Annotated in this window: 23 protein-coding genes; 10 read left to right on the forward strand and 13 right to left on the reverse strand. The window is 70.8% G+C overall.

Annotation, left to right across the window (positions count from 1 at the left end; translation table 11 throughout):
- The 3 genes from dnaG to rpsU all read right to left on the reverse strand — a co-directional run.
- A partial coding sequence (dnaG, locus tag F8M74_RS03320) for a DNA primase (RefSeq protein WP_205604096.1) occupies positions 1–1,365 on the reverse strand: 1,365 nt, incomplete at its 3' end.
- A gap of 333 nt (positions 1,366–1,698) precedes the next feature.
- Complete coding sequence (locus F8M74_RS03325) at positions 1,699–2,157, reverse strand: GatB/YqeY domain-containing protein (protein ID WP_141255844.1); 459 nt, start codon at positions 2,155–2,157, stop codon at positions 1,699–1,701.
- Between the two features lie 105 nt (positions 2,158–2,262).
- On the reverse strand, positions 2,263–2,457 hold the full coding sequence (rpsU, locus tag F8M74_RS03330; protein WP_002614080.1) for a 30S ribosomal protein S21: 195 nt from the start codon (positions 2,455–2,457) through the stop codon (positions 2,263–2,265).
- 111 nt (positions 2,458–2,568) lie between these two features.
- On the opposite strand from rpsU, the gene F8M74_RS03335 reads away from it, so the two are divergent.
- Complete coding sequence (locus F8M74_RS03335; RefSeq protein WP_141255846.1) at positions 2,569–4,182, forward strand: HEAT repeat domain-containing protein; 1,614 nt, start codon at positions 2,569–2,571, stop codon at positions 4,180–4,182.
- Positions 4,183–4,206: 24 nt separating this feature from the next.
- Here the strand turns inward: F8M74_RS03335 and F8M74_RS03340 are convergent, their stop codons facing one another.
- Both F8M74_RS03340 and F8M74_RS03345 read right to left on the reverse strand, forming a co-directional pair.
- Entirely contained in the window at positions 4,207–5,118 is a 912-nt protein-coding gene (locus F8M74_RS03340) for a GGDEF domain-containing protein (RefSeq protein ID WP_026114337.1), read from the reverse strand.
- Between the two features lie 60 nt (positions 5,119–5,178).
- On the reverse strand, positions 5,179–6,240 hold the full coding sequence (locus F8M74_RS03345) for an asparaginase (RefSeq protein ID WP_141255848.1): 1,062 nt from the start codon (positions 6,238–6,240) through the stop codon (positions 5,179–5,181).
- A gap of 72 nt (positions 6,241–6,312) precedes the next feature.
- On the opposite strand from F8M74_RS03345, the gene F8M74_RS03350 reads away from it, so the two are divergent.
- The 3 genes from F8M74_RS03350 to truD are packed head-to-tail and all read left to right on the forward strand — an operon-like array spanning position 6,313 to position 9,675.
- Positions 6,313–7,299 (forward strand): thioredoxin domain-containing protein, encoded by a 987-nt coding sequence (locus F8M74_RS03350; protein WP_141255850.1) that lies wholly within the window; start codon positions 6,313–6,315, stop codon positions 7,297–7,299.
- A 7-nt stretch (positions 7,300–7,306) separates the two neighbouring features.
- A complete protein-coding gene (locus tag F8M74_RS03355; protein ID WP_171410110.1) occupies positions 7,307–8,644 on the forward strand; it encodes a DUF4388 domain-containing protein in 1,338 nt (445 codons plus the stop codon).
- On the forward strand, positions 8,641–9,675 hold the full coding sequence (gene truD, locus F8M74_RS03360) for a tRNA pseudouridine(13) synthase TruD (protein WP_141255854.1): 1,035 nt from the start codon (positions 8,641–8,643) through the stop codon (positions 9,673–9,675). Before F8M74_RS03355 ends, truD begins: the two co-directional genes overlap by 4 nt.
- A 92-nt stretch (positions 9,676–9,767) precedes the next feature.
- Here truD and F8M74_RS03365 read toward each other — a convergent pair whose 3' ends face one another.
- Together F8M74_RS03365 and F8M74_RS03370 are read right to left on the reverse strand one after the other, a co-directional pair.
- Positions 9,768–11,177 carry an OmpA family protein gene (locus tag F8M74_RS03365; protein ID WP_163884321.1) on the reverse strand — a complete coding sequence of 470 codons (1,410 nt, stop codon included), beginning with the start codon at positions 11,175–11,177 and terminating at the stop codon, positions 9,768–9,770.
- Positions 11,178–11,194: 17 nt separating this feature from the next.
- Positions 11,195–11,512, reverse strand: a complete 318-nt coding sequence (locus F8M74_RS03370; RefSeq protein ID WP_141255858.1) for a DUF4398 domain-containing protein — start codon at positions 11,510–11,512, stop codon at positions 11,195–11,197.
- Positions 11,513–11,589: 77 nt separating this feature from the next.
- On the opposite strand from F8M74_RS03370, the gene F8M74_RS03375 reads away from it, so the two are divergent.
- Positions 11,590–12,645, forward strand: a complete 1,056-nt coding sequence (locus tag F8M74_RS03375) for a HEAT repeat domain-containing protein (RefSeq protein ID WP_141255859.1) — start codon at positions 11,590–11,592, stop codon at positions 12,643–12,645.
- Positions 12,642–13,607, forward strand: coding sequence for an N-acetylmuramoyl-L-alanine amidase-like domain-containing protein (locus F8M74_RS03380; protein ID WP_141255861.1), 966 nt, complete (start codon positions 12,642–12,644; stop codon positions 13,605–13,607). Before F8M74_RS03375 ends, F8M74_RS03380 begins: the two co-directional genes overlap by 4 nt.
- A 6-nt stretch (positions 13,608–13,613) precedes the next feature.
- Here F8M74_RS03380 and F8M74_RS03385 read toward each other — a convergent pair whose 3' ends face one another.
- Both F8M74_RS03385 and F8M74_RS03390 read right to left on the reverse strand, forming a co-directional pair.
- On the reverse strand, positions 13,614–14,096 hold the full coding sequence (locus F8M74_RS03385; RefSeq protein WP_141255863.1) for a DUF2007 domain-containing protein: 483 nt from the start codon (positions 14,094–14,096) through the stop codon (positions 13,614–13,616).
- Between the two features lie 83 nt (positions 14,097–14,179).
- Entirely contained in the window at positions 14,180–14,542 is a 363-nt protein-coding gene (locus F8M74_RS03390; protein WP_163884322.1) for a response regulator, read from the reverse strand.
- Between the two features lie 169 nt (positions 14,543–14,711).
- Here F8M74_RS03390 and raiA point away from each other — a divergent pair, with 169 nt between their 5' ends.
- From raiA to F8M74_RS03410, 4 genes are all read left to right on the forward strand, one after another.
- A complete protein-coding gene (gene raiA / locus F8M74_RS03395) occupies positions 14,712–15,071 on the forward strand; it encodes a ribosome-associated translation inhibitor RaiA (RefSeq protein WP_011555159.1) in 360 nt (119 codons plus the stop codon).
- Between the two features lie 144 nt (positions 15,072–15,215).
- A complete protein-coding gene (locus F8M74_RS03400; protein ID WP_141255865.1) occupies positions 15,216–17,309 on the forward strand; it encodes an MXAN_5187 family protein in 2,094 nt (697 codons plus the stop codon).
- A 137-nt stretch (positions 17,310–17,446) separates the two neighbouring features.
- Entirely contained in the window at positions 17,447–17,779 is a 333-nt protein-coding gene (locus F8M74_RS03405) for an SMR family transporter (RefSeq protein ID WP_011555157.1), read from the forward strand.
- Positions 17,780–17,831: 52 nt separating this feature from the next.
- Positions 17,832–18,656: a class I SAM-dependent methyltransferase gene (locus F8M74_RS03410; protein ID WP_141255867.1), complete on the forward strand. Its 825-nt coding sequence runs from the start codon at positions 17,832–17,834 to the stop codon at positions 18,654–18,656.
- 1 nt (position 18,657) lies between these two features.
- On the opposite strand, the gene F8M74_RS03415 is transcribed toward F8M74_RS03410, so the two are convergent.
- From F8M74_RS03415 to F8M74_RS03430, 4 genes are read right to left on the reverse strand one after another with little or no spacing between them, the layout of a single operon-like run.
- On the reverse strand, positions 18,658–20,307 hold the full coding sequence (locus tag F8M74_RS03415; protein ID WP_163884323.1) for an ATP-binding protein: 1,650 nt from the start codon (positions 20,305–20,307) through the stop codon (positions 18,658–18,660).
- Between the two features lie 10 nt (positions 20,308–20,317).
- Complete coding sequence (locus tag F8M74_RS03420; RefSeq protein WP_141255871.1) at positions 20,318–21,688, reverse strand: peptide ABC transporter substrate-binding protein; 1,371 nt, start codon at positions 21,686–21,688, stop codon at positions 20,318–20,320.
- Entirely contained in the window at positions 21,685–23,043 is a 1,359-nt protein-coding gene (locus F8M74_RS03425) for a VCBS repeat-containing protein (RefSeq protein WP_141255873.1), read from the reverse strand. The genes F8M74_RS03420 and F8M74_RS03425 overlap by 4 nt, the downstream gene beginning before the upstream one ends.
- Positions 23,040–25,667, reverse strand: a complete 2,628-nt coding sequence (locus F8M74_RS03430) for a penicillin-binding protein 1A (protein ID WP_216619701.1) — start codon at positions 25,665–25,667, stop codon at positions 23,040–23,042. The genes F8M74_RS03425 and F8M74_RS03430 overlap by 4 nt, the downstream gene beginning before the upstream one ends.
- Between the last annotated feature and the right edge of the window lie 16 nt (positions 25,668–25,683).

Below are 25,683 nucleotides of genomic sequence, written 5' to 3' on the forward strand. Positions count from 1 at the left end.
GGGCGGCTTCTCCAGGGGCGGGGCGGGACGGTTGGGGCTCGAAGGAGGTGCGTCCCCGCCGGCGGGCTTGGGCAGGGGCACCTTGCTGCGCAGGGCCGCCTCCACGTCCGCAGGCCGCCAGCCGAAGTGCTCGGCCACCGCGCTGAAGAGGGTGGCGCGCACCAGGCCCACGGGGACCTGTCCCACCACCGGCTTGAGCCGCTCGAGCGCTGCCATCTTCTCCTCGAAGCTCGCGGCCTTGCCCTCCGGGAGGAGCGAGGCGAACAGGTGGCCAGTGAGCGGGTGGGCGCCTTCCAGCAGCCGTTCCACGCCCTCCTGGCCCTCCCGACGCGCGAAGGTGTCTGGATCATCCCCTTGCGGCAGCAGGGCAACTCGCGCGGTCGCTCCCGCGGCGAGCAGGGGACCGGCAAGCCGTTCGACAGCGGCAAGGCCGGCCGAGTCTCCGTCCAACAGCAGAATCAGCTCGCGGGCCTCGGCGCGCTTCAGCACCTGCATGTGTCCGGCGGTGAGGTTGGTGGAGCACAGCGCCACCGCGTGCCGCACGCCCACCTGGTGCAGGCCAATGGCGTCGAAGTAGCCCTCCACCAGCACGGCGGCCTTGCGCTTGCGAATCTCGTCGCGGGACTGGTCCATGCCGAAGAGCGTCTCGCTCTTGTTGTAGAGCCGGGACTCGCGCGAGTTGAGGTACTTGGGCCCTTCATCCGCGCCAATCAGACGGCCACCGAAGGCGATGGGGCGGCCCTCCGGCGCGCGGATGGGCACCATCACTCGGCTGCGGAAGAAGTCGTAGAAGCCGTCGCCGCTGTTGCGCTTGAGGACCAGGCCGGCCTTCGCCGCCCACTCCAGCATGCCCAGCTTCTGGAAGCGCTCCGTCAGTGAGGCCCATTCGAGGGGCGCCCAGCCCAGGCCGAACGAAATGGCCGTCTCTTCGGAGACGCCGCGGCTGGCGACGTAGGCGCGGGCGGAGCGGCCTTCGTCCTGCTGCCACAGCATGGCGCGGAAGTGCTCGGCGGCCTGGTCCGTGGCCTCCTTGATTTGCTGCCGCTCCCGCATGCTGGGGTCCTGCTCGGCCTCCAGGTCCACGCCGAGGTCGCGCGCCAGGTCCCGCACCGCGTCCAGGAACGTCTTGCCCAGGTAGCGCTGCACGAAGGACACCGCGTCACCGCTCGCGCGGCAGCCATGGCAGAAATAGAAGCGCTTCTCCGGCACCACGTAGAACGAGGGTGTCTTCTCCTGATGGAAGGGACAGCAGGCCTTCCATTCGCGCCCGGCCTTCTTCAGGTCGACATGCCGGGAGATGAGCCCGACGAGGTCCACCCGTTCGAGGACCTCCTGGATCTTGTGCTCAGGAATCACGACTCCCACCCCCTGGCCCACCCCTGGGCGGGCCCAGCCCCTGCATCCTGCCCGACAGGGCTGACGTCGCCTGCCCACCGGCCGACCTGGCGGATCATCCCCATGGGGGCAGAAGCCGGAGCGCTCGCGAGGGGAGGGAGTGATTGCGGCATGGGGTGGACTCCTGAGGCCCCTGCACGCGACTTCCGCTGGGGGGAGCGGGGTGGCACGGCGGGACTGACCCAGGCACTTAATGACGAGGGGCCGAGGGAGCAAGTTTCCGCATCCCTGTCCAGCCCTTCAATGCAAAGGCGCCGCCGGTTTCCCGACAGCGCCAGCGCTGACCTCAGAACGGTGGAATGCTCAGGAGAGCTTCGCGAGCTCCGACTTCACGGCCTCGGAGATGGCTCGGCCTTCCGCCTTGCCGTGAATCTTGGCGTTCAGGTTCTTCATCACCGCGCCCATGTCCTTGGGCCCCTTGGCGCCCGTCTCGGCGATGGCGGCGCGGACCTCGGCGGCCAGCTCGTCGGCGGTCAGCTGCTTGGGCAGGTAGTTCTGGAGGATGCTGATTTCAGCCTCTTCCTTCTCCGCCAGCTCCGGGCGGCCACCCGACTTGAACTGCTCCACGGAGTCGCGGCGCTGCTTGATGAGGCCGGCGATGACGGTGAGGATTCCCGCGTCATCCAGGGCGGACGCGCCGGGCTCCACTTCCTTGTACTTCACCGCGCTCTTGAGCATCCGCAGCACGCTGAGCGTCAGCTCGTTCTTGGACCGCATCGCGTCCTTCAGGTCCGCGTCGATCCGCTCCTTCAGGGTGGCCATGGTCGCAACTCCAGGAGGGTAAGGCGTTGTTCAGGGGGACTTCGACGGCGGGAGCCAGGGCACCTGACATCGGTGGCGCCCCGGCTCCACGCGCGAGGCACGCGCCTAGAACGACTTGCGGGCCTTCTTCACAGCGCGCTTCTTGGCGGCGAGGGCCTTCTTCTTCCGCTTCACGGAAGGCTTCTCGTAGTGCTCGCGCTTACGGATCTCGGAAAGGATTCCAGCCTTCTCGGTGGCCTTCTTGAAGCGCTTGAGGGCGCTCTCAATGGACTCTCCTTCCTTCACTCGGATACCGGGCATGCAGTCACCTCCTTCCGCCGTACGTAGATGTGGGTGTAGATCAAAAGGGGCAGCGGGTATGACCCACTGGGAGGGAAAACGCAAGGACGCTGGACGAAAACGCTAAGTCGGATGGACTACACTGTCCGTCTCGTGAGCCCAGCCCTCCTCCTGGTGGTACTCCTGACGACCGGCCAGCAGCAAGGTGGGACCCCGACCCGAGAATGCTGGATGTCCTGCCAACGGCACGTGACGGATCCGTCCCTGCGCGCCCGGACTTGCAATAGCTGCCTGCCGGGTGGCCGCGTGGATTCCTGGGTGCAGGGCTTGGCGGGGCAGCGGCCCATTCCTCGTGCGCCGCTCGTCTCCGCCATGAAGGACCCGGACTGGCGGGTGAGGTGGGCGGCGGTGCGCGCGGATGCCAGGCGGCAGGGCGTCACGGATCGCCGGGCCCTGGCGGATTGGGTCATGGAGGAGCCGGTGTCGTCCAACCTGACTGCGTGTCTGACGGCGGCTCGCGCCGCGGCGGAGGCCGGGGCTTCCTCCGCGAAGTTCCTGCGAGATGCCGGACCTCGCGGCGCCAATGCCGCGGCCCGCGTGTGGGGGCGGCGGGAGGCCATTCGCGAGGCGCTGGAGTTGGAGCTGTACGCGGAGGACCTGGCGGTTCGGAGCTCGGCGCTGGCCCACCTGGCCGGGTTCCTGAGCCGCAAGCCCGCACGCGTCCTTCTGGACGCCATGGCGACGCGGCCGGAGAGCGTGGATGCGGTCAGCGCCAGCGCGCTCAAGGTGGTGGCCGGGCGCAGCCGGTCGTCGGTGGGACGGATGCTGCTGGATGAGGCGAAGCCCGCGGAGGAGGCGCGCATCAACCGGCTCTTCGCTGTGTATTCGAAGGAGCTGGAGGGGATGCAGCCGGAGCTGACCGTGGCGGATCCCCTTCAGCGCCGACGTGCGGTGGAGTCGTTGCGAGTGTATGGGCCGCTGGCGATGCGGGAGCTGGAGCGGGCGCTCGGCGATTCGGATCGATGGGTGCGCCGGGATGCGGCGCGGGCGCTGGCCGAGGCGGAAGGTGTCCCGCTGCGCACGGCGGCGGAGCGGCGCATCGAGTCGAGTGACGCGATGCAGGCTCGGCCGTGGCTGGAGGCCATGGCGAGGGAGAAGGGGTGTGTGGCGTTCTTCCTGGGGACGGCTCGGGACAAGGCGCTGGCCGCATCCGTCCGAGGGGCCGCGCTGGCACAGCTGGCGGACTGTGGCGAGGGGGCTCGGGACCGGGTGTCCTCGGTGGAGCCGTTTCTGACAGATGCGCAGCCGCTGCTGCGGGCAGGGGCCGTGCGGGCCTTGAGCGGTTTGACGACGCGGCAGCCGGGAGTGCCGGAGGCCACGTCGCGTGCGCTGAGGGACGGGGCTCCCGAGGTGGTGAGCGCCGCACTGGAGTTGCTGACGCTTCAACGGCAGACGTCCCGAGGCGATGAGGCCGCGATGCTGCTGGAGTCGGACCATGTGATGGTGCGCACCGTCGCCGCCGAGGCACTGGAGCAGATTGGCCGCGCGTCACATGTGAAGGCGCTGGCCGGGTGCCTGCGGGAGGACACGGAGGCCGCTGTGCGGGTGGCCGCGGCAATGGCCCTGGGCCGGATTGGTGGAGCGCAGGCGGCGGCCGCGCTATCGGACGCAGCGGCGCGCGACCCGGATTCCCATGTGAAGCACGTATCGCGCGAGGCGCTACGGCGACTGGGCTTCGGCCAGTAGGCGCGGGGGGGCCGCGCCCGAAACTCAGAGCCCGCTGATGGCCTTCGCGTCCACGCGGTTCCGGCCCGCGCGCTTGGCCCGGTACAGGTACTTGTCCGCCGCGGCGATGAGGTCCTCGGGCTGGGAGAAGTCCGAGTCCAGCAGCGTGGCCACGCCCAGGCTGATGGTCACCTTGATGGGCGTGCCACTGAAGACGAAGTCGGCCTTGTCCACGGCGTACCGGCAGCGCTCCGCGCACGCCAGGGCCTGGTCCTCGGCGGACTCGCGCAGCATCAGCGCGAACTCCTCGCCGCCGTAGCGCGCGAGCAGGTCCTCGGTGCGCACCGTGTCGCTCACCCGCTGGGCGATGCGCGTCAGCACGTAGTCACCGGCCGGGTGGCCATACGCGTCGTTGATCTTCTTGAAGTGGTCCACGTCGAAGAGGACCAGCGACAGCGGCACCCGGTGGCGCAGGCAGTAGCTGAACTCCTTGCGCACCGTCTCCAGGAAGTACTTCTTGTTGTAGACGCGGGTGAGGCCGTCACGCGTGGCGGACTCATAGATGCTGCGCTGGTACTGCTCCTCCAGCGCGTCCTGGATGGAGAACTTGAGGACGGTGTTGGAGCCGATCTGGATCTTGTCGCCGTCGTAGAGCGGGGCGGCGTTGACCTTCAGGCCGTTGAGGTACGTCCCGTTCGTGCTGGCCAGGTCCACCAACTGGAACCGGCCGTCTCCCAGCGCCACCACCTTGGCGTGCTTGCGGGAGATGCCGTCATCCTCGACCTGGAACTGCGCCTCGGAGCTGCGCCCCAGGACGACTTCGGAGCGGTCCAGCTTGAACATGCGCCCGATGCCCGCCGCGGACTTGGCGCTGATGACGATCAGATAGGCGCTCTGCTGCTGGGCACTGCCCAGCAGGTCCGAAATCGAATGGACGGAAGTTTTCTCCTCGGACATCGCGGCACCCATCTTACGGGCCGCCTTTTCGCGGCGGCAAGCATACTGCCCGACTCTCCACTACTCTCCTCGGGGCCGCCGAGTGGCGGGGGGGCCGGCGGGGGCCTCCGGAGCGACTGTCGGCCTTCCGACGGTCAATTCTCCGGCCACCGGGCCCTGGATGTAGCGCGCCAGGGCTCCGGACGAGCCGGAGTGGTAGGCCAGCCCCTGCATCAGCTTCACCAGGGCCGCCGACGGCGTCATGTCCGCGCCGCCCATCGCCCCGGCCTCCAGTGCCGCCGCCCCGGACTCATACAATGAGAGGTCCACGCCATTCCGGTGCGCCTGGCTCACCACCACCACCGGGACGCCCCGCTCGCGCGCCTGGAGGAAGAGCGGCGTCAGCGAGCGCCCCAGCTCCGGGGCGATGGGGAAGTTACCTGCCCCGTAGGCCTCCAGCACCAGTCCCCGGACGTGCGGTAGCAACTGGAGCGGCAGCGCAGGGTCCAGCCCCGGGTACACCTTGAGGAGGAAGACCTTGGCATCCAACCGCTCATAGAGGCGGAAGGCCCCGCGGGGCTTGAGGCCCGGCTCGAAGGTGGTGTCCACGCCCAGCGTGCCCAGCACGGGGAAGTTGGGGCTGTCGAAGGCGTCGTACTCGGACACCTTCACCTTGCGCGCCCGGTTGCCCCGGTACAGGCGCGAGTCGAAGCAGATGGTGACCTCGCGGGGCCCGTGCAGCGCGGACAGCACCGCGTCGATGAGGTTGAGCCGCGCGTCCGAGCGAATCTTGCCCAACGGCCGCTGCGAACCCGTCAACACCACGGGGCAGGGCGGGTTGCGCAACATGAAGGAGAGGGCGCTCGCGGTGTAGGCGAGCGTGTCCGTGCCGTGGGTCACCACGGCCCCGTCGAAGTGGGGCAGGCGCGCATGGAGGTGCGCGGCCATCCGGCTCCAGAGCTCCGGCTGCATCTCCGAGCTGTCCAGGTTGCTGAACAGCTCCAGCTCGATGTCGGCCAGCTCGAACAGCTCCGGCACGCGGGCCTTGAGTGTCTTGAAGAAGGCCGCGGGCTTCAGGGCGGACGGGCGCCCCCCGGCCATTCCGAGCGTACCCCCGGTATGCAGCAACAGGACTCTGGGCATGATGAACAGGCGCTTCCCTGCCAAGGCTGGCGTTGCTTTACAAGCCCCGCGCGCGTCGCTAAGACCCGCCGCGTGCTCCTTTTCTGCTGGAAGCGTGTCGTTCCCCTGCTGGCCGTCGCGGTCCTGACAGCCCCGGGGTGCAAGAATCCCGAGAGCGCGGCCCCGACGGGGGGGCAGTCGGCGTCGCCCGCCCCGCAGGCTTCCGCCGCTCCGGCCCCGGCCGAGCCCGTCGCCGCGCCCGTGGACCCGGCCGCGGCCGTGTCGGGCATCCCGGGCATGGACTTCTCCTCGCTGTCGCCCACGGCGAAGCGGGAGTTGGGCACGGTCTTCAATGACGAGTTCTGCTACTGCGGCTGCCCTCACACGCTGGGCGCCTGTCTGAAGTCGCACACTCCCTGCAAGCACGCCCGGCGCATGGCGCAGCTGGCCGCGCGCAGGGTGTCCGAGGGCAGCCCGGCCACCGAGGTCATCCTCTCCCTGTCGACGTACTACTCCGCCTTCCGCGACCCGCGGGCGCAGTTCAAGGTGGATGACCGGATGTGCATGGGCCCGGCCGGCGCGCCGGTGACGGTGGTGGAGTTCTCCGACTTCGAGTGCCCGTATTGCGCCAAGGCCCGCCCGGTGCTGGAGGCCTTCGCCAAGAAGCACGCGCAGCAGGTGCGCTTCTGCTACCTGCCGTTCCCCCTGTCCATGCATCCCAACGCGAAGCCGGCCGCCCAGGCGGCGCTGTGGGCGAGGGATCAGGGCAAGTTCTGGCAGATGCACGACGCCCTTTTCGAGCACCAGTCCAATCTCAAGCCCGATGCGATTGCCGCCCTGGCGACGTCGCTGGGCCTGGATGGCGCGAAGCTGGCGGCGCTCCTGAAGACGGACGCGTATAAGGAAGAGCTGGACGGCTACCGCAGCCAGGGCCGCGCGGCGGGCATCAGCGGCACGCCCTCTGTGTACTTCAACGGACGTGCGCTGGATCTGTCCTTCGTGGAGGCGGAGATGCTGTCGCACAGCCTGGAAGACGAGCTGGAGTGGTCCGCCAACAAGAACGCTTGGGCGGCTGACTGACGCCGCCATGACACCCCGCTTCCGCATCGACGCGTCGGCGCAGCTCGTCCCCGAGGACCGGCATGTGCCTTCACCGCTGGCGGGGCGCTCGGGGACGTACGCGTTGATGGCGACGGCGCCCGACCTGCTGGTGTTCTCCCGCACGCCCGCGGAGGGCGGCTCCATCCCGCTGCCGCGCGTGGTGCTGGCGGGGGACGCGGGCGGCTTCCCGCTGTCGGACCTCATCGCCTTCCTCAGCCAGTCGCGCTGGAGCGGCGTGGTGCGCGTCCACTCGCCGGGCGGAGAGCGCTCCGTCACCCTGCGCGAGGGTGAGGTGCGCGGCGCCTCCTCCGACGACCCGGCCGACCGGCTGGGCGAGGTGCTGGTGCGGATGGGCTACGTGGAGCGCGCCCAGGTGGAGGCGGCGCTGCGTGAGCAGCCGCCCTCCAAGGTGGGGCGCTCGCTGGTGGAGAAGGAGCTGCTCAAGTCGCACGACCTCTTCAAGTGCATCACCCACCAGGTGAGCGAAATCTTCCACGCCATCGTCCTGTGCCGCGAGGGGACCTTCTTCCTCATCGACCATCCGGTGGAGGACAAGTCCGGTCACATCATCCAGCTGTCCACGCAGAGCCTGCTGATGGACAGCATCCGGAAGATTGACGAGATGGCGCACTTCCGGAAGCGCATCCCCCACGGCCGACTGTACGTGACGCGCAAGCGCGCCTCGGACGGCAAGCTGGAGGAGGACGAGGACCGGGTGCTGGGCCTGCTCGACGGCCGGCGCACGATTCTGGAGCTGGGGCACGCAGCGCGCCTGTCGGAGTTCGACGTCACGAAGGTGGTCTTCCGCCTGCTGGAGGGCGGCTTCGCCTCGGTGACGGACAAGCCGCTGATGGTTCCTGGCCCGGGCGTCCCGGCGCCGATTCCCCAGCCGTCCGAGCGCACGGCGCAGGCCCCGGCCCGCGCGCCCGCGCGCCCGGTGGTGACGGTGGATCCGCGCCCGGTGGCCCGCGTCTTCAACTTCATCTTCCGTGAGATTCGCGACGAGGTGGCCAAGCAGGGCATGGATCGCGAGTTCATCGCCGCGGCCAACGCGGCCCTCTCCGGTCAGGGCCTGTCGTCGTCGCCGGTGCTGGAGGGGCTGGCCTTCGCTCCGGACGGCAGCCTCCCGGAGAGCAAGCTCATCGAGAGCTTCGAGCGCCACCGCGCGCAGCTGGGCAGTGAGCCCCTGGCGACCTTCAGGCAGGCGCTCAGCGACATGATGTTCTTCCTGCTCTTCCAGGCCGGTGAGTTGCTGGAGTCGCGCGCGGACGAGGACCTGGCCCGCCGCGTGAAGGAACTGCTGTCCACGCTCGAGGTATCGTGACGGATTCTGGTTGGCCGCGCCTGACGGCGGAGGTGCCCGGCTGTGGGGGCGCCTTCAAGTTGGTTCCCGAGGACTTCGAGGTGGAGGAGGTTCCCGCCTACCTGCCTTCCGGCGAGGGCGAGCACCTCTACCTCTGGGTGGAGAAGCGGGGCCGTGACACGCGCGAGCTGGTGCGCGCGCTGGCCGCGTCGCTGGGCGTGTCCGAGGACGACATCGGCGTGGCGGGGATGAAGGACCGGCACGCCATCACTCGGCAACTGGTGTCTGTGCCCGCGCGCGCCGAGCCGAAGGTGCCGGAGTTCGCCCTGGACGGCGTCCAGGTGCTGTGGACGAAGCGCCACGGCAACAAGCTCCGCACCGGGCACCTGCGGGGCAACCGCTTCCGCCTGCGCCTGCGCGACGTGAAGGATTCCGGCGCGGCGCGGGAGACGTTCTCCCGGCTGGTGGCGCAGGGCGTGCCCAACTACTTCGGCGAGCAGCGCTTCGGCCGGGCAGGGGACAACGCCGACCTGGGCCGGCTGCTGGTGCTGGGCCAGCGGCTGCCGAAGCGGCCGGATCGTTTCCAGCGCAAGTTGTACCTGTCCGCCTTCCAGTCGCGCCTCTTCAACCAGGCGCTGGCGGCGCGGCTGCACGCGGGGACGCTGTCCACCGCGCTCGCCGGCGACGTGCTGCGCAAGGAGGAGACGGGCGGCCTCTTCGTGTGCGAGTCACCCGAGGTGGACGGCCCCCGCGTGGCCGCTTTCGAGGTGAGCCCGGCAGGCCCGCTCTTCGGGCCGAAGATGACGGCCTCCGCCGGAGCCGTGGCCGAGCTCGAGGCGCGGCTGCTGACGGAAGCGGGCGTCACGCCGGAGGACTTCAAGCGCGGCGGTGGTGAGACGGAAGGCAGCCGCCGCCCCTACCGCGTCCGCCTGGGCTCGCCCGAGCTGACCGCGGAGAAGACGGCGGACGGTGAGGACCTCTGGCTCACCTTCGAGTTGCCTCGGGGCGCGTATGCCACCGAGGTCCTCCACGAGCTGCTCAAGGACGGCTGAGCCCCGAAACGACGACGCCTCCGCGGGCGCGAGGCCCCGGAGGCGTCTGGTGCGTCGTGCCCCGGCCAGGTGCGGCCGGGGCAGGGCGGCTGCTACTCCGCCACCTTGAACTCGGTCCGGCGGTTCATCGCGCGGCCCGTCTTGGTGCTGTTGGGGGCAATGGGCTGCGTCTCGCCAAAGCCCACGGCCTGGACGCGGCCCGGGTCGATGCCGCGGCGGATGAGTTGCGCCATGACCGCGTCCGCGCGGCGCTGGGACAGCCGCAGGTTGGAGGCGTCGTTGCCCATCGAGTCGGTGTGGCCCTCGATGCGGATGCGCTTGATCCACGGCGCGTCGCGCATGGCCTGCGCCACGTCGTCGAGCACCGCGGTGCTCTGCTTGCCGTAGATCTTGTGCGAGCCGGAGCTGAAGAGGATCTGCTTCTTGATTTCAATCCGGTCGCGCTTGATGACGACCATCTTGTACTGCTTGGCGCAGCCGCGCTCCTCCTGGACGCCCGGCTCCTCGGGGCATGCATCCAGCCGGTCCACGATGCCGTCACCGTCGGTGTCCTTGTCCGGGCAGCCGCCGTTCTCCGCCGGGCCGGCCTCGTTCGGGCACTTGTCCTGGACGTCCGGCGTACCGTCGCCATCATTGTCCAGGTCGGGGCAGCCGTCCTCGTCCTGGAAGCCGTCCTTGTCCTCGGGCTCGTCCGGGCACTTGTCGTCCACGTCGAGGATGCCGTCACCGTCCTTGTCGACGATGGGGCAGCCCAGGTTCTGCATGGGGCCAGCCTCGTTGGGGCACTTGTCGGCCGTGTCGACGATGCCGTCGCTGTCGTTGTCCAGGTCGGGGCAGCCGTCCTCGTCCTGGAAGCCGTCCTTGTCCTCGGCCTGGTCGGGGCACTTGTCCTCGGAGTCGATGATGCCGTCGCCGTCGCGGTCCTTGGGCGCCTCGGCCGGGCAGCCCTGGTTCTCCGGCACGCCGGGGGTGAGAGGGCACTTGTCGTTGCCGTCCAGCACGCCGTCGTTGTCGTTGTCCGGGTCGGGGCAGCCGTCCTCGTCCTGGAACCCGTCCATGTCCTCGGCCTGGTCGGGGCAGGGGTCGTCCTTGTCCAGGATGCCGTCGCCGTCGCTGTCCGTCTCCTCGATACGGACCACCACTTGCGGCTGTTGCGGCTGCTGGGGCTGTTGCGGCTGCGAGGCCTCCGGCCGGTCGCGGACCAGCACCTGGCGCGGGCCACAGTTCTTGGAGAGCTCCAGCGCGCGGTTCACCGCGGCGTCGGCGGTGCGCGCGTGGGTGTCGGCACGGCCGCTGTTGCCCTGGCTCAACTCGCCACGGGCGAAGTCGAGGTGGGCCTCGGCGGTGGCCAGCTCCACGGGCGCGCAGCGCAGGGCGCCGCTACGGCGGGCGCGCTCCACGTTGGCCGCGAGCACCTCCGTGTCCGCGCGAATCTTGCTGCCGCTGACACAGGAGAGGGAGAAGAGGAGGGGAAGCAGCGTGACCAGGGAAGGACGCGTCATCGGGAAGCGCTCGGTCATCACGGGTTCGGAGTACGGCCGCCGGGGTCGCTGCTTCCGGCCACGGCCATGGCCTTCTCGCGGGCCTCGTTGGCGTAGCGGGAGGCCTTCACGGCGAAGTCGACGCCGGCTTGATAGTCGGAGTACCCCACCTCCTCGCGGGCCTTGCCGATGTACAGGTTGGCGGCGGTCCACTCGTAGGGCGCGAGCTTCTCCGCCCCAGCGGTGCGCGCGGCCTGAATCTGCACTTCAGCGTCGAGGATGTTCGCGGTGGACTTCACGGGGCCGCACGCGGTGAGCGTCCCCGACACCGCCACCAACGCCATCAGCTTCTTCATAGGGTGGCGCCTTGAGAGAGAGGTGAAACCTGGCGGTCGTATCAATCGCCCCCTGGAGGGTCAAGAATCGGGCAGACGTGGCGGCCGGGGGACCGGGCATGTGGCGGGACTTTGACGGCCGGCGCCGCCCTTGCCATCGTCGGGGGCCCGTGCCTCCGTCCGTCCGCCTCGTCCTCCTGCTCTCGCTGCTCCTCCCCTGGACCGCCCTGTCCGGACCCGCGTCCGCCGCCAAACGGAACTCCCGGCGCGCGGACACGGACGCGGTCATCCAGACCGTGGTGCAGGGGGGCGCCGTCCCCGCGGCCGTCTCCCGCCTGCGTTTCCTGCGCGAGGAGGCCTACGCTGCCCGGGAAATCGCCACCACGCTGCGCACCGTCCACGAGGAGCGCCTGCGCCGCAACCTCACTGCGGTGCTTGCGGGGCTGGGAACGCGCGCCGCCGAGCCCACCCTTGCGGGCCTGGCGTCGGATGAGGACAGCGCGGTGCGGATGTATGCCGCGCAGGGCCTGGCGAAGCTCAACAGCCGGCTCACCCAGGTGCTGGTGCCGCTGCTGGAGGACAAGAGCAGCGGGGTCCGCCGCGAGGCGGCGCGGGCCCTGGGCGCCTCACGCAATCCGAAGATGGGCGCCCTGCTGGTGAAGACCGCCCGGAAGGAGCCGGAGCTGGAGGTGCGCGCGGCCCTGCTCGCCGCCGCGGGGGAGGCCGGGGACGCCAAGCAGGCGCCGGCCCTCAAGGAGTTCCTCGCCAGCGATTCGGAGAGCACCCGCTTCGCGGCGGCGCGCGGCCTGTGCCGGCTGGGCTCGCCGGAGGGCTTCGCCTTCGCGGGGAAGCTGCTCGGCTCGGACGACCGCTTCGTGCGCCGGCAGGGCCTGGAGCTCTACGAAGGCGTCAGCGCGAAGAAGGCTTCGCCCGCGCTCAAGCCGCTGCTGGAGGACAAGGACCGCGCGCTGGCCGCCAGCGCCGCCCGCATCCTCCACGAGGGCGGGGACGCGTCGATGTTGGAGTGGCTGGTGCTGGCGTCGTGGAACGCGAAGTCCGACGAGAAGCTCGCGTACGAGCGGGAGCTGGAGACGCTCCAACTGCGTGACGACCGGCGCAAGGCCATCCTCCGCAAGGCGGGTGTCGCGCAATGAAGGTCGTCGCGGTCCTGGCCGCGGCCCTGCTGTCGCAGGCGCCCGCGGTCCCCACGCCCCCGGAGGACGTGGATGCCCGGCCCGGTGCCGAAGCGCTCCTGGAGTCGCCCTCGGCGTCCAAGCAGCTCGCCACGGCCCGGCCGGTGAAGCCCAATGGCTGGGTGGGGCTCAGCGCGGAGGCGCGCGCCGCGCTCGTGTCGGAGGACGCGGACGCGCCGCTGATCGGGCGACTGCTGCGGATGAGCGAGCGCTTCATCAACACGCCCTATGTCCTGTCGCCGCTGGGCGAGGGCCAGGGCGTGGACCCCGACCCCACCTTCCGGCTGGACGCGGTGGACTGCCTCACCTTCGTGGAGCAGTCGATGGCGCTGAGCCTCGCGGGCAGCGAGGACGAGGTGGCGCCGCTGCTCGAGCGCATCCGCTACGCGAGCTCGCCCACCTATGAGGACCGCAACCACCTCATGGAGGCGCAGTGGCTGCCCAACAACATCCGCAAGGGCTTCCTGACGGACGTGACGCGGCGCTACGCGGGGGATGACGCCGTCACGGTGACGAAGTCGCTGACGAAGGTCACCTGGCAGTCGCGCTCGTCGCAGGCGCTGGGCCTGCCCAAGGCGCAGCAGGTGGTGGGCACGTACCCGCTGAACATGTTGCCCCTGGAGCGGGTGATGGCGCACGCGCGCGACATCCCCTCGGGCACCATCCTGGTGGTGATGCGCGAAGACCTGCCGCTGAAGGCCACCCGCATCACCCACCTGGGCTTCGTGGTGCAGCGCAAGAAGCGCACGTACCTGCGCCACGCCTCACGCGGCGGCTACAATCGTGTGGTGGACGAGGACCTGGAGACGTTCCTGGCCCGCAATGGCCGTTACTCGAAGTGGAAGGTGACGGGCGTCAGCCTCTTCGAGCCGCGCCGCCCCGATGTGGCGAGCGGCGGCTCGGTGGCGCGCCCGGTACCCTGAGCGCGTTCAGTAGGCCGGTGGCGGCGCGGCGGGGGATTCGGTCTCCCGCTCCTCGGCCTCGGCGGCGGGGGATTCGGTCTCCCGCTCCTCGGCCTCGGCGGCGGCGGCGGCCTCGTCGTTCGTGGCCAACTCCCGCAGGCGCTCCTGCTCAATCAGCGTCGCGGCCCGGACCTGCTGGTCGGCGGGGACGTGGATTTCCCACCAGGGCAGCACGTTGCCGGTGGTCAGCTTGTCCACGACGCCCGAGCGGCCAGCGCGCACCAGGACGGGGATGTTCGCGTCCTGGATGAGCTGCGCGTAGACCTCGGCGGAGAAGGGGTCCTCCGCGGAGCCAGCCCGGACGAAGATGCGGGTATCCAGCTCATGCGGGAGCGGCAGCCCCCTGCTGCGCATCTCCTCCGCGCTCACGAGGAGCGGGTTGCCTGGACAGTCAGCGCACGCATTGACGCCGTCCTGATACTCGGAGCCGCACCTCGCACAGTATTTCATCGCCGTCCCTCCTGCCCGTGGGTGTCTGGAGGGAAATAGTAGGTCTGGGTTCCGTGGACGGCACCCGGGGCCCGACACTTCGTTCAGTGTCGCGCTTCGTCGCCCAGCCTGCATACCGCGGCGCTGAGGCGCTCCACGTCGATGGGCTTGCGCAGCACCACGTCACAGTGTTCGGAGCCCTGCACCTGTGTGTAACCGGACACGAGGATGACGCGGGCCCGGGGTTCGCGCTCCTTGACCTTCTGCGCGAGCTCGGTGCCGCACATGCCTGGGAGGGATTCGTCCGTCACCACCACGTCCGGGTGCTCGGCCTCGAACATCTTGAGGCCGGCCAGGCCATCCGTGGCCGTCTTCACGTCGAACTCCGACTCCAGCAGCTCCGCCAGCAGCTCCCGGCTGTCCCCGTCGTCCTCGACCAGCAAGACCTTGATTCGTTCGGCGCCCATGCCCTTGAGAAACCCGCGCGGCGGTGGGGATTCGTCCTTCCCGGATGCGAGCGCTTCGCTGCCCAGCCGGCCGGAGAGCAGGGGAGCGCCATGCGGGCTCCATTAATGGGCAGGGGGTGGCTCACCACCGGGCGTCAGGCTGCCCATCTTTGGGCTCGGAGGAAATGCCATGAAGGTGTTGCTGCGTGGAGTGCACCTGAACCTGTCGGATGCTCTCAAGTCGTATGTCGACGAACACCTGGTGCGCCATATCGAACGGTTCGCGGATGACGAGGCAGCGGAAATCGACATCTCGCTGGTGGACACCAACGGGCCCAAGGGCGGCATGGACAAGGAATGCCGGGTCACGGTGCGACTGCCCGGGCTCTCCTCGGTGCATGTGACGGAGACGGCGGACTCGTTGTTCCCCGCCATCGACGCATCGCGTGACCGGTTGGAGACGAGCCTCAAGCGCATGCTGGGGAAGCGGCGCGATGTTCATACCAACGGCCTGCCCGAGGACGTGGCGGTCGACGTCCCCACCTATTAATCGCGGTTGGCGGCGGCAAGAGCCCGGCCTCCCAGGTCGTACACCTGGCGGCCGGGCTCGTCTTGTCCAGTGCCCGAATCTTGCTGGGGCCGAACGGTGAACGCTATAAGCGGAACCCTTCAACCTCGGGCTAAAAGGACGGCGATGGTCCGCCTCAAGTTCCTCGTCTTCGCATTCCTGGTCATCGGACTGGGCGTTGCTCATCTGCCGATGCTGTCGGGACCGCTGCGCGAGCGCGCCGTCGCGGGTGCATCGGCCCAGGCTTCCGCGGGCGCCGCCGAGGTGGCGCGCCGTGTGGATTCTCGTCGTGCTGAAGTGCAGTCGCTGGTGCTGAAGCTCGCGGCCATGCCGGAGGTGGTGTCCGCCGCTGCGCCGCCGCTTCCGGAGCAGCCCGCGCCGCGCAACCAGCGCGAGCGTGAGCGCGTCGAGGTGGATGTCGCCGCCGCCCGCGCCTTCACCGCCGAGCGCTTCGCCGCGGTGCGTAGCGCCGTCGAAGCCCTGATTCCCCAGGAACTCAAGGGCGCGGTGGTGGCCGTGGTCGCCCAGGACACGCAGTTCCACGCGGTGGCCGGGGCCGAGCCGTCCTCGGATGCGGCGAAGCTGGACGTGGTGAGCCTCGTCAAGTCCGGGGCCAGCGTGGTGGATGCCTTCGGTGCGCCGCATGCGTTCGCCGCGGTGCCGTTGTCGTGGAACGCCGGGGCGCCGGCGGTGACGCTGGTGCTGGGCGCGCCGCTGCTGGACGAGGGCGGGCTGGAGGCCGCCGTCCAGGCGTCGGGCGCGGCCGCGCTGGCGCTGGTGAAGGGCGACGCGCTGGCGGGCGTCGCCGGTCCGCAGAAGCTGCTGGCGGAAGGTTCGCTGACGAAGGTCGCCGCGGATGCCTCGGGCGTGGTGCTGAGCACCGGCAAGTTCCTGGAGCTGGGCCCGGTGGCGCTGCCTGTCTTCACCCAGAATGACCCCCTGGGTGGGAACGCGCCGCTGATGGTGGGCTCGCGCCGCGCGCTGGCCAGCACGCCGCTGGAGGTGCTCGCCATCGCCAGCACGCAGCCGGTGCTGGGCACGCTGGCCGCGTATCAGCAGAACGCGCTGTTCGCCCTGGCGGGCCTGCTGGGCCTGAGCCTCCTGTGGACGCTGATGATGGGCTCCGGCCGCAAGGCGGCTGACGCGGAGGCGTCCAGTGGCAGCTCCGACACGCTGAGCCTGTCGGCAGCCATGGCCTCGGCGCCCGCGCCGGCCGCCGTCACGCAGCCGCCGGCCCCCGCGCCCGCCGCCGACCCGTTCGCTTTCGCGCCGCCGCCCGCCGCTCCGGCTCCGGCGCCAGCCGCGGACCCGTTCGCCTTCGCGCCGCCGCCCGCGGCTCCCGCGCCCGCGGCGGACCCGTTCGCTTTTGCTCCTCCGGCCCCCGCGCCCGCCGCGGACCCGTTCGCTTTTGCTCCTCCGGCTCCCGCGCCCGCCGCAGACCCGTTCGCGCTGCAGGCGCCGCCGCCGGCGGGAGACCCGTTCGCGATGTCGCGCCCGGCGCAGGCTCCCATGGGCGATCCATTCGCGTTCGCCCCGCCGGCTCCGCCTCCGGCCCCCGCGGCGGACCCGTTTGCCTTTGCCCCTCCGGCGCCCGCGCCCGCGGCGGACCCCTTCGGCTCGGCCGAGGCGTTCCCGTTCCCCGCGCCGCCGCAGCAGCAGCCCGCGCACGCGGGGGCGATGCCGTTCGAGTCCTCTCCCGAGTCCTTCGGTGGGCCCGAGCCGCTGTCGCCCGCGTCGCCTCGCCGGGGCGCGTTCGCCTTCGAGGACCAGCCCACGGCGGCGTACTCGCTGCAACAGGCGGCGGACCCCTTCGCCCTGGCGGCCTCCCAGGCCGCACCGGACAGCCCGGAGACGACGCGCGTGGCGGCGATTCCGCGCGAGCTGCTCCAAGCCAGCGCGCGGCCTCCGACGTCGGACGCCATCCCCATGCCGCCGCCGCGCTCCGCCCCTCAGCCCGCCGCGATTCCGCTTCCGGGTCTGGGCAACTCCGCGGTGGCGCTCACCGACGAGCAGCACTTCCAGGAGGTCTTCCGCGAGTTCCTCACCACCCGTGAGCGGTGTGGCGAGGCGGCCGACGGCCTGACGTACGACAAGTTCGTGCAGAAGCTCCGCAAGAACAAGGAGCAGCTCGTCCAGAAGTACGCGTGCAAGACGGTGCGCTTCCAGGTCTACGTGAAGGAAGGCAAGGCGGCTCTCAAGGCCACGCCCGTCAAGGACTGAGCCCGAGCGCGGCCCTGTCCGCTGCTGAAGTGCCGAAGGCCCGTGGTCTCCTCGAGAGGCCGCGGGCCTTCTCGTTTCGGACGTTCGCGCGGGCCGCCTTCGGAGCCGGTGGTTATAGAGGCCCGCGGAGGCGGTTCATGCACAACGCGGTCTATCTGGGGATTGCCATCGTGGCCGAGGTGGTGGCGACCTCTGCGCTGAAGAGCTCCAACGGCTTCACGCGGCTGGGGCCGTCCATCCTCGTGGTGCTGGGCTATGGCGTGGCCTTCTTCTGCCTGTCCTTCGCGCTGAGGACCATCCCCACGGGCATCGCCTACGCCATCTGGTCCGGGGCGGGCATCGTCCTCGTCTCCGGCGTGGCGTGGCTCCTTCACGGCCAGCGGTTGGACGTCCCCGCGCTCGTGGGCATCGGGCTCATCCTGGCGGGCGTCATCGTCATCAATACCTTCTCCAGGTCGGCGGCGCACTGAGGCGCCTGGCGGAGTTCGCTCGGGAGAAGTCGTTGATATCAGGAGGGGGACGATGCAGACGCGGTACGTGCCGAACCTCACGGGGATTCCGGAGACGATGCTCTGGACGCTGCACTGCCGAGCAGGGGAGGCGAAGCGGCCGGACGGCGTCCTGAAGGACGCGGAGGCGCTGCGCATCTACGGCGCCATCGACTACGACTTCGAGAAGTCCTTTGGCCGCGCGGAGCCGTCCCTCGCGATTCGCGCGGTGGCGATGGACCGGGGCATTCGCGCGTGGCTGGCCACGCACCCTGACGGCTTCGTGGTGTCGCTGGGAGAAGGGCTGGAGACGCAGGCGCAGCGGCTGGACAACGGGCAGTTGCGCTGGCTGAGCGTGGACCTTCCGGAAGCCGTGGCCATCCGGGAGCGCTTCCTCACGCCGAACGAGCGGCTGATGCACTTCCCGGTGAGCGCCCTGGACCGGGCATGGATGGACCGCGTGGACGCCAGCAAGGGCGTGTTCATCGTCGCGCAGGGCCTCTTCATGTACTTCGAGGAAGACGACGTCCGTCGGCTCATCGTGGACATCGCCGAGCGCTTCCCGGGCGCCGAGCTCCTTTTCGACACGATTCCCCGCTGGCTCTCGCGGCGCACGCTCAAGGGGCTGCGCCGCACCCGCGCGTACCAGGTGCCACCCATGCCCTGGGGCATCAACCGCGACGCGCTGGAGGCGACGCTGCGGCGGTGGGAGCCGCGAATCCGCCAGGTGGAATTGAAGCCCTACACCTTCCCGCGGGGCTTCTTCCGGTACGGTTACAACGGTCTCAACGTGCTGCCCTGGGTGAAGGAACGGTTGCCCGTGCTGGTCCACGTCCGCTTCGCGGAGCGCAGCGTCTGAGTCAGGCTTCGCGCGGCAGCACGAGGCTGAAGCGCGCGCCGTGGCCGGGCTCTCCGCCCACCTCCAGCTTGCCGCCGTGCTCCTGGAGGATGCGCGAGGCGATGGCCAACCCCAGGCCGGTGCCGCCGTCCTTGGTGGTGAAGTAGGGCTCGAAGACCCGGGCGCGGTGCTCCAGGGGAATGCCAGGGCCGCTGTCCTCCACCTCGACGATGGCGTCGGCTTCGGTGGAGCGTACGCGCACGCGCAGGGTGCCCCCCGTGGACGCCATGGCCTCCTCGGCGTTCTTCACCAGGTTCACCAGCACCTGGGTGAGCTGGTCGCGGTCCACCCGCGCCACCACGCCCGTCTGGAGCGTGGGCAGAATCTGGATGCCGGCCGGAGGCGTGGCGTACAGCGCCAGCACGCTCTGCGCCAGCTCGCCCAGGTCCACGGGCGCCAGCTGCGGCTTGGGCATCCGCGCGAAGTGGCTGAACTCGTCGACGATGCGGCGCAGCCGGTCCACTTCCTCCAGCACCACGCCCGCGCTCTCCTTGAACATGTCTGGGAAGCGTGGGTGCTTCGCTTCTTGCGCGGCTTGGAGCGTCTCCAGCGACATGCGGATGGGCGTCAGCGGGTTCTTGATTTCGTGGGCCAGTCGCCGCGCCACTTCCTGCCACGCGGCGATGCGCTCGCTGACCATCAGCCGCTCGGTGGTGGCCTTCAGCTCGGACGTCATGCGGTTGAACGTCCGCACCAGCTCGCCCACCTCGCCGCTGGCCTCCACCGTCACCTGGGACTCCAGCGCGCCTTCGGCCACGCGCCGGGCGCCCTCGGTAAGGGCCTCCACTGGCCGCGTCATCCACCGGGACACCAGCAGGCCCAGCAGCACCGCGAAAGTGCCGCCCAGCGCCGCCAGCAGGAGGAATGCGCGCATGACGCCCTGTTCCGCTTCACGCGCGGCGGCGCGGCTGAAGACGAGCCGCACCGTGGCCGCTTCTCCCAGCGGCAGCGCCTTCGTCACCGTCGGCGGTTCGGCCGTGCCCGCGCTGGCCAGGGGCGTGTCACCCGCCAGCAGCGTCACCTGCGTCTGGGTGAGGCGGGCCAGGTGCTGCGCCAGGCTCTCATCGAGCAGCACGCCGCCCACGGCCCACAGCCGCAAGTCCCCGAAGTCCACCGGGCGCGCGGTGACGAGCGCCGGAAGCTGACGGAGTCCGGAGGCCGTGCGCACCTCCACGCGTACTGGCACGGGCCGGGGTGACTTCTGCTGGGTGACGGCGAAGAGGGCCGGGTCCGGGTCTCCCCGGCGCGCGGGCAGGTGGCCGGAGGAGAGCACTCTTCCTTCGCGGTCGAAGAGGGCCAGCACGCTCAGGCCGCGGCTCTTCATCAGGGCCTCGGCGGTGCCGGCCTGGATGGCGCGGGTGGGGCGGTCGCGGGCCTCGCGGGCCAGGTCCTCCATGCTGGTGCTGTCCACCAGCTCCTCCACCGCGCGGCGGGCCGTGGCGCTGGAGCGCTCCAGGGACTCCTGCGCGGAGGCGGTGGCGGCCTCCATGCGCGCGTCCAGCTCGCGCGACAACGTGTCGCGCAAGCGGGTGAGGGTGGGGGGCACGACGACCGCGAGCGGAACCAGGGCCAGCAGGGCGAAGGCGAGCGCCAGCCGCGTCCTCAAGCGCATGCCGTTCTCCTCAAGGACGTCCTCCCATCGCCGTCCCCTCCGGTGGAAGCACGTGCAGTCCGTCCAGCGAGGGGAGGCCTTGTGCATCCATCATCACCCCGCCCACGTCCGGAGCGAAGCGCATTCCCAGCCCCTGCACGTACAGGGGGACCAGGGGCACGGACGCGGCCAGGGCCAGGGCCCGCTCGCGCGCCCGCGCGTCCCGTGCCGCGGAGGACGGAAGCGCGCCGATGGCGGGCAGCTCCACGCCCAGCAAGTCCTTGCGCCCACCGGCATCCAGCACCACCGCCAGCGCGGGCCCGGGGATGGGGGGCAGCAGCAGCGCGTGCAGCATCAGCTCGAAGTCGCCCTGGGCCCAGCGGGCGCGCAGGGCCGCGCGCGGGAGCGCCTCCAGCGCCACGGTGTAGCCGCGCTCGTGCAGCTTCACCTGGATGCGCTCCGCCACCGCGCGCTGGTCCTCCACCGATGCGTCGTAGCGCAGCGTCACCGTCCGCGCGGGGCTCGCCGACGGCGCGGACGGCCGGGGGCGCGCGGGCGCGTCCAGCATCGCTGGCGGGAGCAGGTGCGGCATGGGCTGCGCGGGCGCCTGGACGAAGAGGCGGGTCAGGTCCTCGCGGTCGATGGCGCTCTCCACGGCCTGCCGGAAGTCCGGGGGCAGCCGCCGTGGGGAGAAGGCCAGGAAGGTGGCGTAGAGCGGGGCGCCGGCCGTGGTGTCCGTCTCCGACGCGACGCCCAGCTCCACCTGGACCTGCCGGGACGACCACAGCCGTGAGAGGCCGCGCTGGTCCGTGGCGGTGAGCAGCAACCGGTCCAGGTACGGGCGTCCCTGGGGCCAGGCCGTCTGCGCTTCCAGGGCCCCGCGTCCCGCGGCGGTGAAGGGGCCAAGGGCGTTGGCGGAGGCGGGCGGCGCCAGCGCCGGATGGCACAACGCGCGCTCGAGGTCCGGCCAGGGGTAGGCCAGCGTCAGCTCCAGCGTGGCGCCCTGGGGCGTCACCTGCCGCGCCTCACCGCGCAGCGGATGGAAGAGGGCCCGGTACGGTGATGCGCCGTCGTTGCTCGCCAGCCGCATCCATGCACGCGCGAGCGCGGTGGCGGACGCGGGGCCGGGCAGGGTGATGCGCAGGGACTGGGGCGTGGGACGTGACAGCTCCCGCGCGAGCGCGGGCTCGAAGCCGCCGTCCTGTGTGGCACGGCACACCGGTGGGGAAAGCAGCCCCAGCAGCGTTGCTTCCAGGGGCGTGTCGGCCAGCGCGGGCTCGGCCACTTCCGGCGGGCCGCCATGGGCGACGCGCAGCTCACCCCCGTAACGAGGACGGCCGGCCGCCTGCGCGGACGCGGACGCGAGCAACGCGAGGCAGGCAAGGGTGGAGCGGAGTCTCATGGCGCCCCCTGGCGCAGGAGGAACAGCTCGCTGGTGCCGTCCGGCTTCCAGAGGCCCACGATGACTTCGCGGCGCTTGTCGCCGTCCAGGCGGGCCGTCACCACGTACAGCGCGCGGCCCGTGGGCAGGGCGCCCTGCCACAGCGGTTCGTGCGTGCCGGGGTCGTCCCCGGAGGTGCCGTGCACGCGCAGCACATCGGGGGCGGGGGTGAGCTGAGTCGAGGTGGTGATGAGCTCCGGCACGCCGTCCCCATCCAGGTCTCCCAGCGCGCTGCCGGCGCCCAGGTTCGTCCAGCGCGCCGGTGCCGCGCCCGCGTGCGTGTAGAAGGCCGCGGTGCCATCCGGGTGGACGAACAGCATCCGCTGGGCATCCATGCTCGCGGTGGTGAAGGGCGCGGGCACCGTCAGCGCGCGGCCCTCCGCCAGCTTCAGGGTGGGCGCGAAGGCTGTCTGTCCCGGAACGAAAGTGCCTCGCTCGGTGGCGCCCAGCGGCGCCGTGTCCAGCGTCCCCACGGCGCGCAGGGTGGCGCGGGCCTTGTCCAGCGCCAGCAGCTCGCCGTGCGCATGGCGGGTGCTCCACGCGGCCAGCCGGGGTGGCCCCGGCAGGAACGCCAACGCGCCAAAGGGCTCCCGGGTGGTGGCGCTTCCAGCGGGTAGGGAGTCCAGCGCCTTGCGCGCGACGAGCCGCCCCTCCGCGTCGAAGACGGAGACGTCATGCTCCGTCAGGGCCACCACTTCATCCCGGCCATCCCCGTCCAGGTCCCCGGCGGCGAGCGCCGCCAGGGGATGCTCCAGTCGCGCCAGCGTCGCGCCCAGCAGTCGGATGCCTTGAGGGCCCGTTTCCGGGGGCGACGTGGGCGAAGTGCCTCCGCCCTCCAACGCGAGCGCCAACACGGTCGGGTCCGCGGGCACCGTCTCCACCAGCGCGGCGGCGGGCTTGGGTGGCCGCGTGGGCGTGCGGCCGGACCAGAAGTTCACCCAGGTGCCAATCACATCACCTCGGGCGCGCAGTTCGCCGCCTTCGACGTTCAGCGAGAGTCGCACCAGCGTCCGGGCACCTTGCGCGCGCGCCAGCGTCTCGGCGGCATCGGCCGTGGGCGCTTCCAGCACCACGGGCGGCAGGCCCGCGGAGGAGAGCTGCGAGGCGAGCATCGTGCTCACCGCGCGGCGGAGCTCAGCCGAGCCGCCCGTGACATTCACCGCCACCGGCGACTCCACGCCACGCTGCGCGCGCACGGCCCCCGTCACCTGCCGGGCGAGCCGGGGAATGGCGGCGGTGGTGTCGGACGCAGGCGCCGCCCGCGCCGCGAGCGTGGCCAGCACGGGGGCGAGCAGCAGGGCTCGGGCAGGGCTCACAATCCCCGCCTGTTGCCTTCGTCGAGGAAGAACTGGTCGGTGGTCACCTGCCCCGGCGGCGGCGCCTCCGCGGTGGGCTGCGTGCCTTCGAGGAAGGGCTCCAGCCGGCCCGGGACGGAGTTGCCCGCCAGCAGTCCGCTGATGGGGTCGATGCGCACTTGCACGACGCCGGGGGGCACCTCGAACTCCCGCGTGGGCAGCCCTTCGTGGGCCACGCGCATGAACTGGAGCCAGATGGGCAGCGCGGCGCGGCCACCCGTCTCACTGCCGCCCAGCGGCGCGTTGTTGTCGAAGCCCACCCACGCGCTGGCCACCCAGTCCGCCGTGTAGCCGGAGAACCACGTGTCGCGGGACTGCTGCGTGGTGCCCGTCTTGCCAGCGGCGGGGCGCTCCAGCGCGAGCACGGCCCGGCCCGAGCCGTCCTCCACCACGCTGCGCATCAGCGACGTGGTGAGGTAGGCCACCGCGGGCGGCAGCGTCTCCTCGAAGGCCGGCTGATGCTCCTCCAGCACCTTGCCGCGCGCGTCGCGCACGCGCAGCAGCAGCAAGGGCTCCGCATAGCGGCCACTGGCCTGGAGCGTGGCGTAGGCGTTGGCGGCCTCCAGCATCGTGACTTCACCGGTGCCCAGGGCCAGCGTGAGGTTCTCCGGCAGCGGGGAGTGGATGCCAGCCCGGCGCGCGACGTCGATGGTGGTGGCCGGGGTGAGCGCCTCGATGAGGCGCACGGACACCGTGTTCTTCGACTTGGTGAGCGCCTCACGCAGCGTCATCGGCCCGTGGAACTGACGGTCGTAGTTCTGCGGCTTCCACGTCTTGCCCGTGTACGGGTCGCGGACGGCTTCGGGGGCGTCATTGACCTTGGACAGCGGCGTGTAGCGGCCACTGCCCATGGCGGCGGCGTAGAGGAACGGCTTGAAGGACGAGCCAGGCTGCCGCTTCGCCTGCGTCGCGCGGTTAAAGGACGAGCGCTCCGCGTCGTAGCCGCCCACCAGCGCCACCACGTGCCGGTTCTCCGGACGGATGACCACCAGTCCGCCCTGCACCTCGGGAACCTGGTCCAGCGTCGCTTCCACGAAGGCTGGCGCGGGCGGTGCCTTGAGCACGCGCACGAAGACGAGCTCTCCCTCCGTGAAGACGTCGGAAATCTTCTTCGGCGTGCTCTTACCCTTCTGCCTCGCCCAGGAGACGGCCGCGAAGGCCACCTCGGCGGTGCGGCCCACCAGGTCCACGCGCGCCACGTTGCGCTTGTCGTCCACCTGCATGACGTAGCCCGTGAGGCGCAGGCCTTCCTCCATGGGCTTGAGGCGCACTGACTGCGCCAGGAGTTGGTCCGCGGAGAGGGGCGCCTCGTCTTCGGGCGATAGGTCCGGCCGCTGCTCCTCGGTGCCTTCCTCTTCCAGCGGGTCCAGGGGCGCACCCGCGGTCTCGGGCGTCTTCGGCTCTTCCTTCTCCACCTTCGCCAGCGAGGACAGGTCCGCGACGTAGCCCTGGTCCTTCTGGCGGCGGCCCGCCTCCTCGATGCGCGTGGCGATGAGGGCCCGGTATCGCTCCCACTGGCTCTTCTCCAGCGCGCCACGGGGACCGCGGTAGCCCTGGCGCCGGTCCACCGCCTCCAGGCCGTCGCGCACCGACTGTTCCGCCGCGAGCTGGAGCTTGGGCACCATGGCGATGTCCACGCGCAGCCCGCCCTCCATCACCGCCTGCTCGCCGTAGCGCGCGATGAGCGTGCGGCGAATCTCCTCCGTGTAATACGGCCCCACCACCTTGCCCCGGCGGGGAGCCAGGACGATGGGCTTCTCCTTCTCTGCCTCCGCCACGTCCGCGGACACGAAGCCGTTGCGCGCCATCTGGTCCAGCACGTAGCGCTGACGCGACTTCGCCCGCGTGATGTTCGTCACCGGGTTGATGCGGTGCGGGAGCTGCACCGTGCCCGCGAGCACGGCGGCCTCGCCCACGTTCAAGTCCTTGGCGTGCTTGCCGAAGTAGAAGAGCGCCGCCTCCTCCATGCCGTAGCGGCGCTGCCCGTAGTAGGACTGGTTGATGTAGAGCGAGAGAATCTGGTCCTTGGTGAGCGCTTCCTCCACGCGTGGCGTGAGAATCCACTCGCGCGCCTTGCGGGAGAAGCTGCGCTCAGGGGTCAGCAGCAGGTTCTTCACCACCTGCTGGGTGATGGTGGACGCGCCGGACTTGCGGCTGTTGGGGATGAGGTTCTTGATGGCCGCGCGGGTGATGCCGAAGAAGTCCAGGCCCTCGTGCTTGTAGAAGTCCGCGTCTTCGGCGGCCAGGAAGGCGTTGCGGACGTGGGGCGGCAGGTCCTCCACGCGAATCAACGTGCGCCGCTCGTGCGCGAACTCGGCGCAGAGCGTGCCGTCACCGCACGTCACCTTCGTCACCTGAGGCGGCTGGTAGTTGCGCAGCGCGTCCACGGAGGGCAGGTCCTGGCTGTAGTACGCGTAGCCGCCCGCCAGGGTGATGGCGCCGAGCACCAGGCACACGAGGCCGGTGATGAGCAGCCGCTTCGTCCAGCGCCACAGCCGGGCACCGAACCCCGGTCGCGAAGGCGGCGCGGGGGGAGTGGGTGTGGAGGAATCGGGCGAAGAGGGCATCTGGGGAGCCGTGGTCATTGCGCTGGAAAGAAAG

Origin of the sequence: Myxococcus sp. CA023 (assembly GCF_010998615.1) — a bacterium.
GTDB lineage: Bacteria > Myxococcota > Myxococcia > Myxococcales > Myxococcaceae > Myxococcus.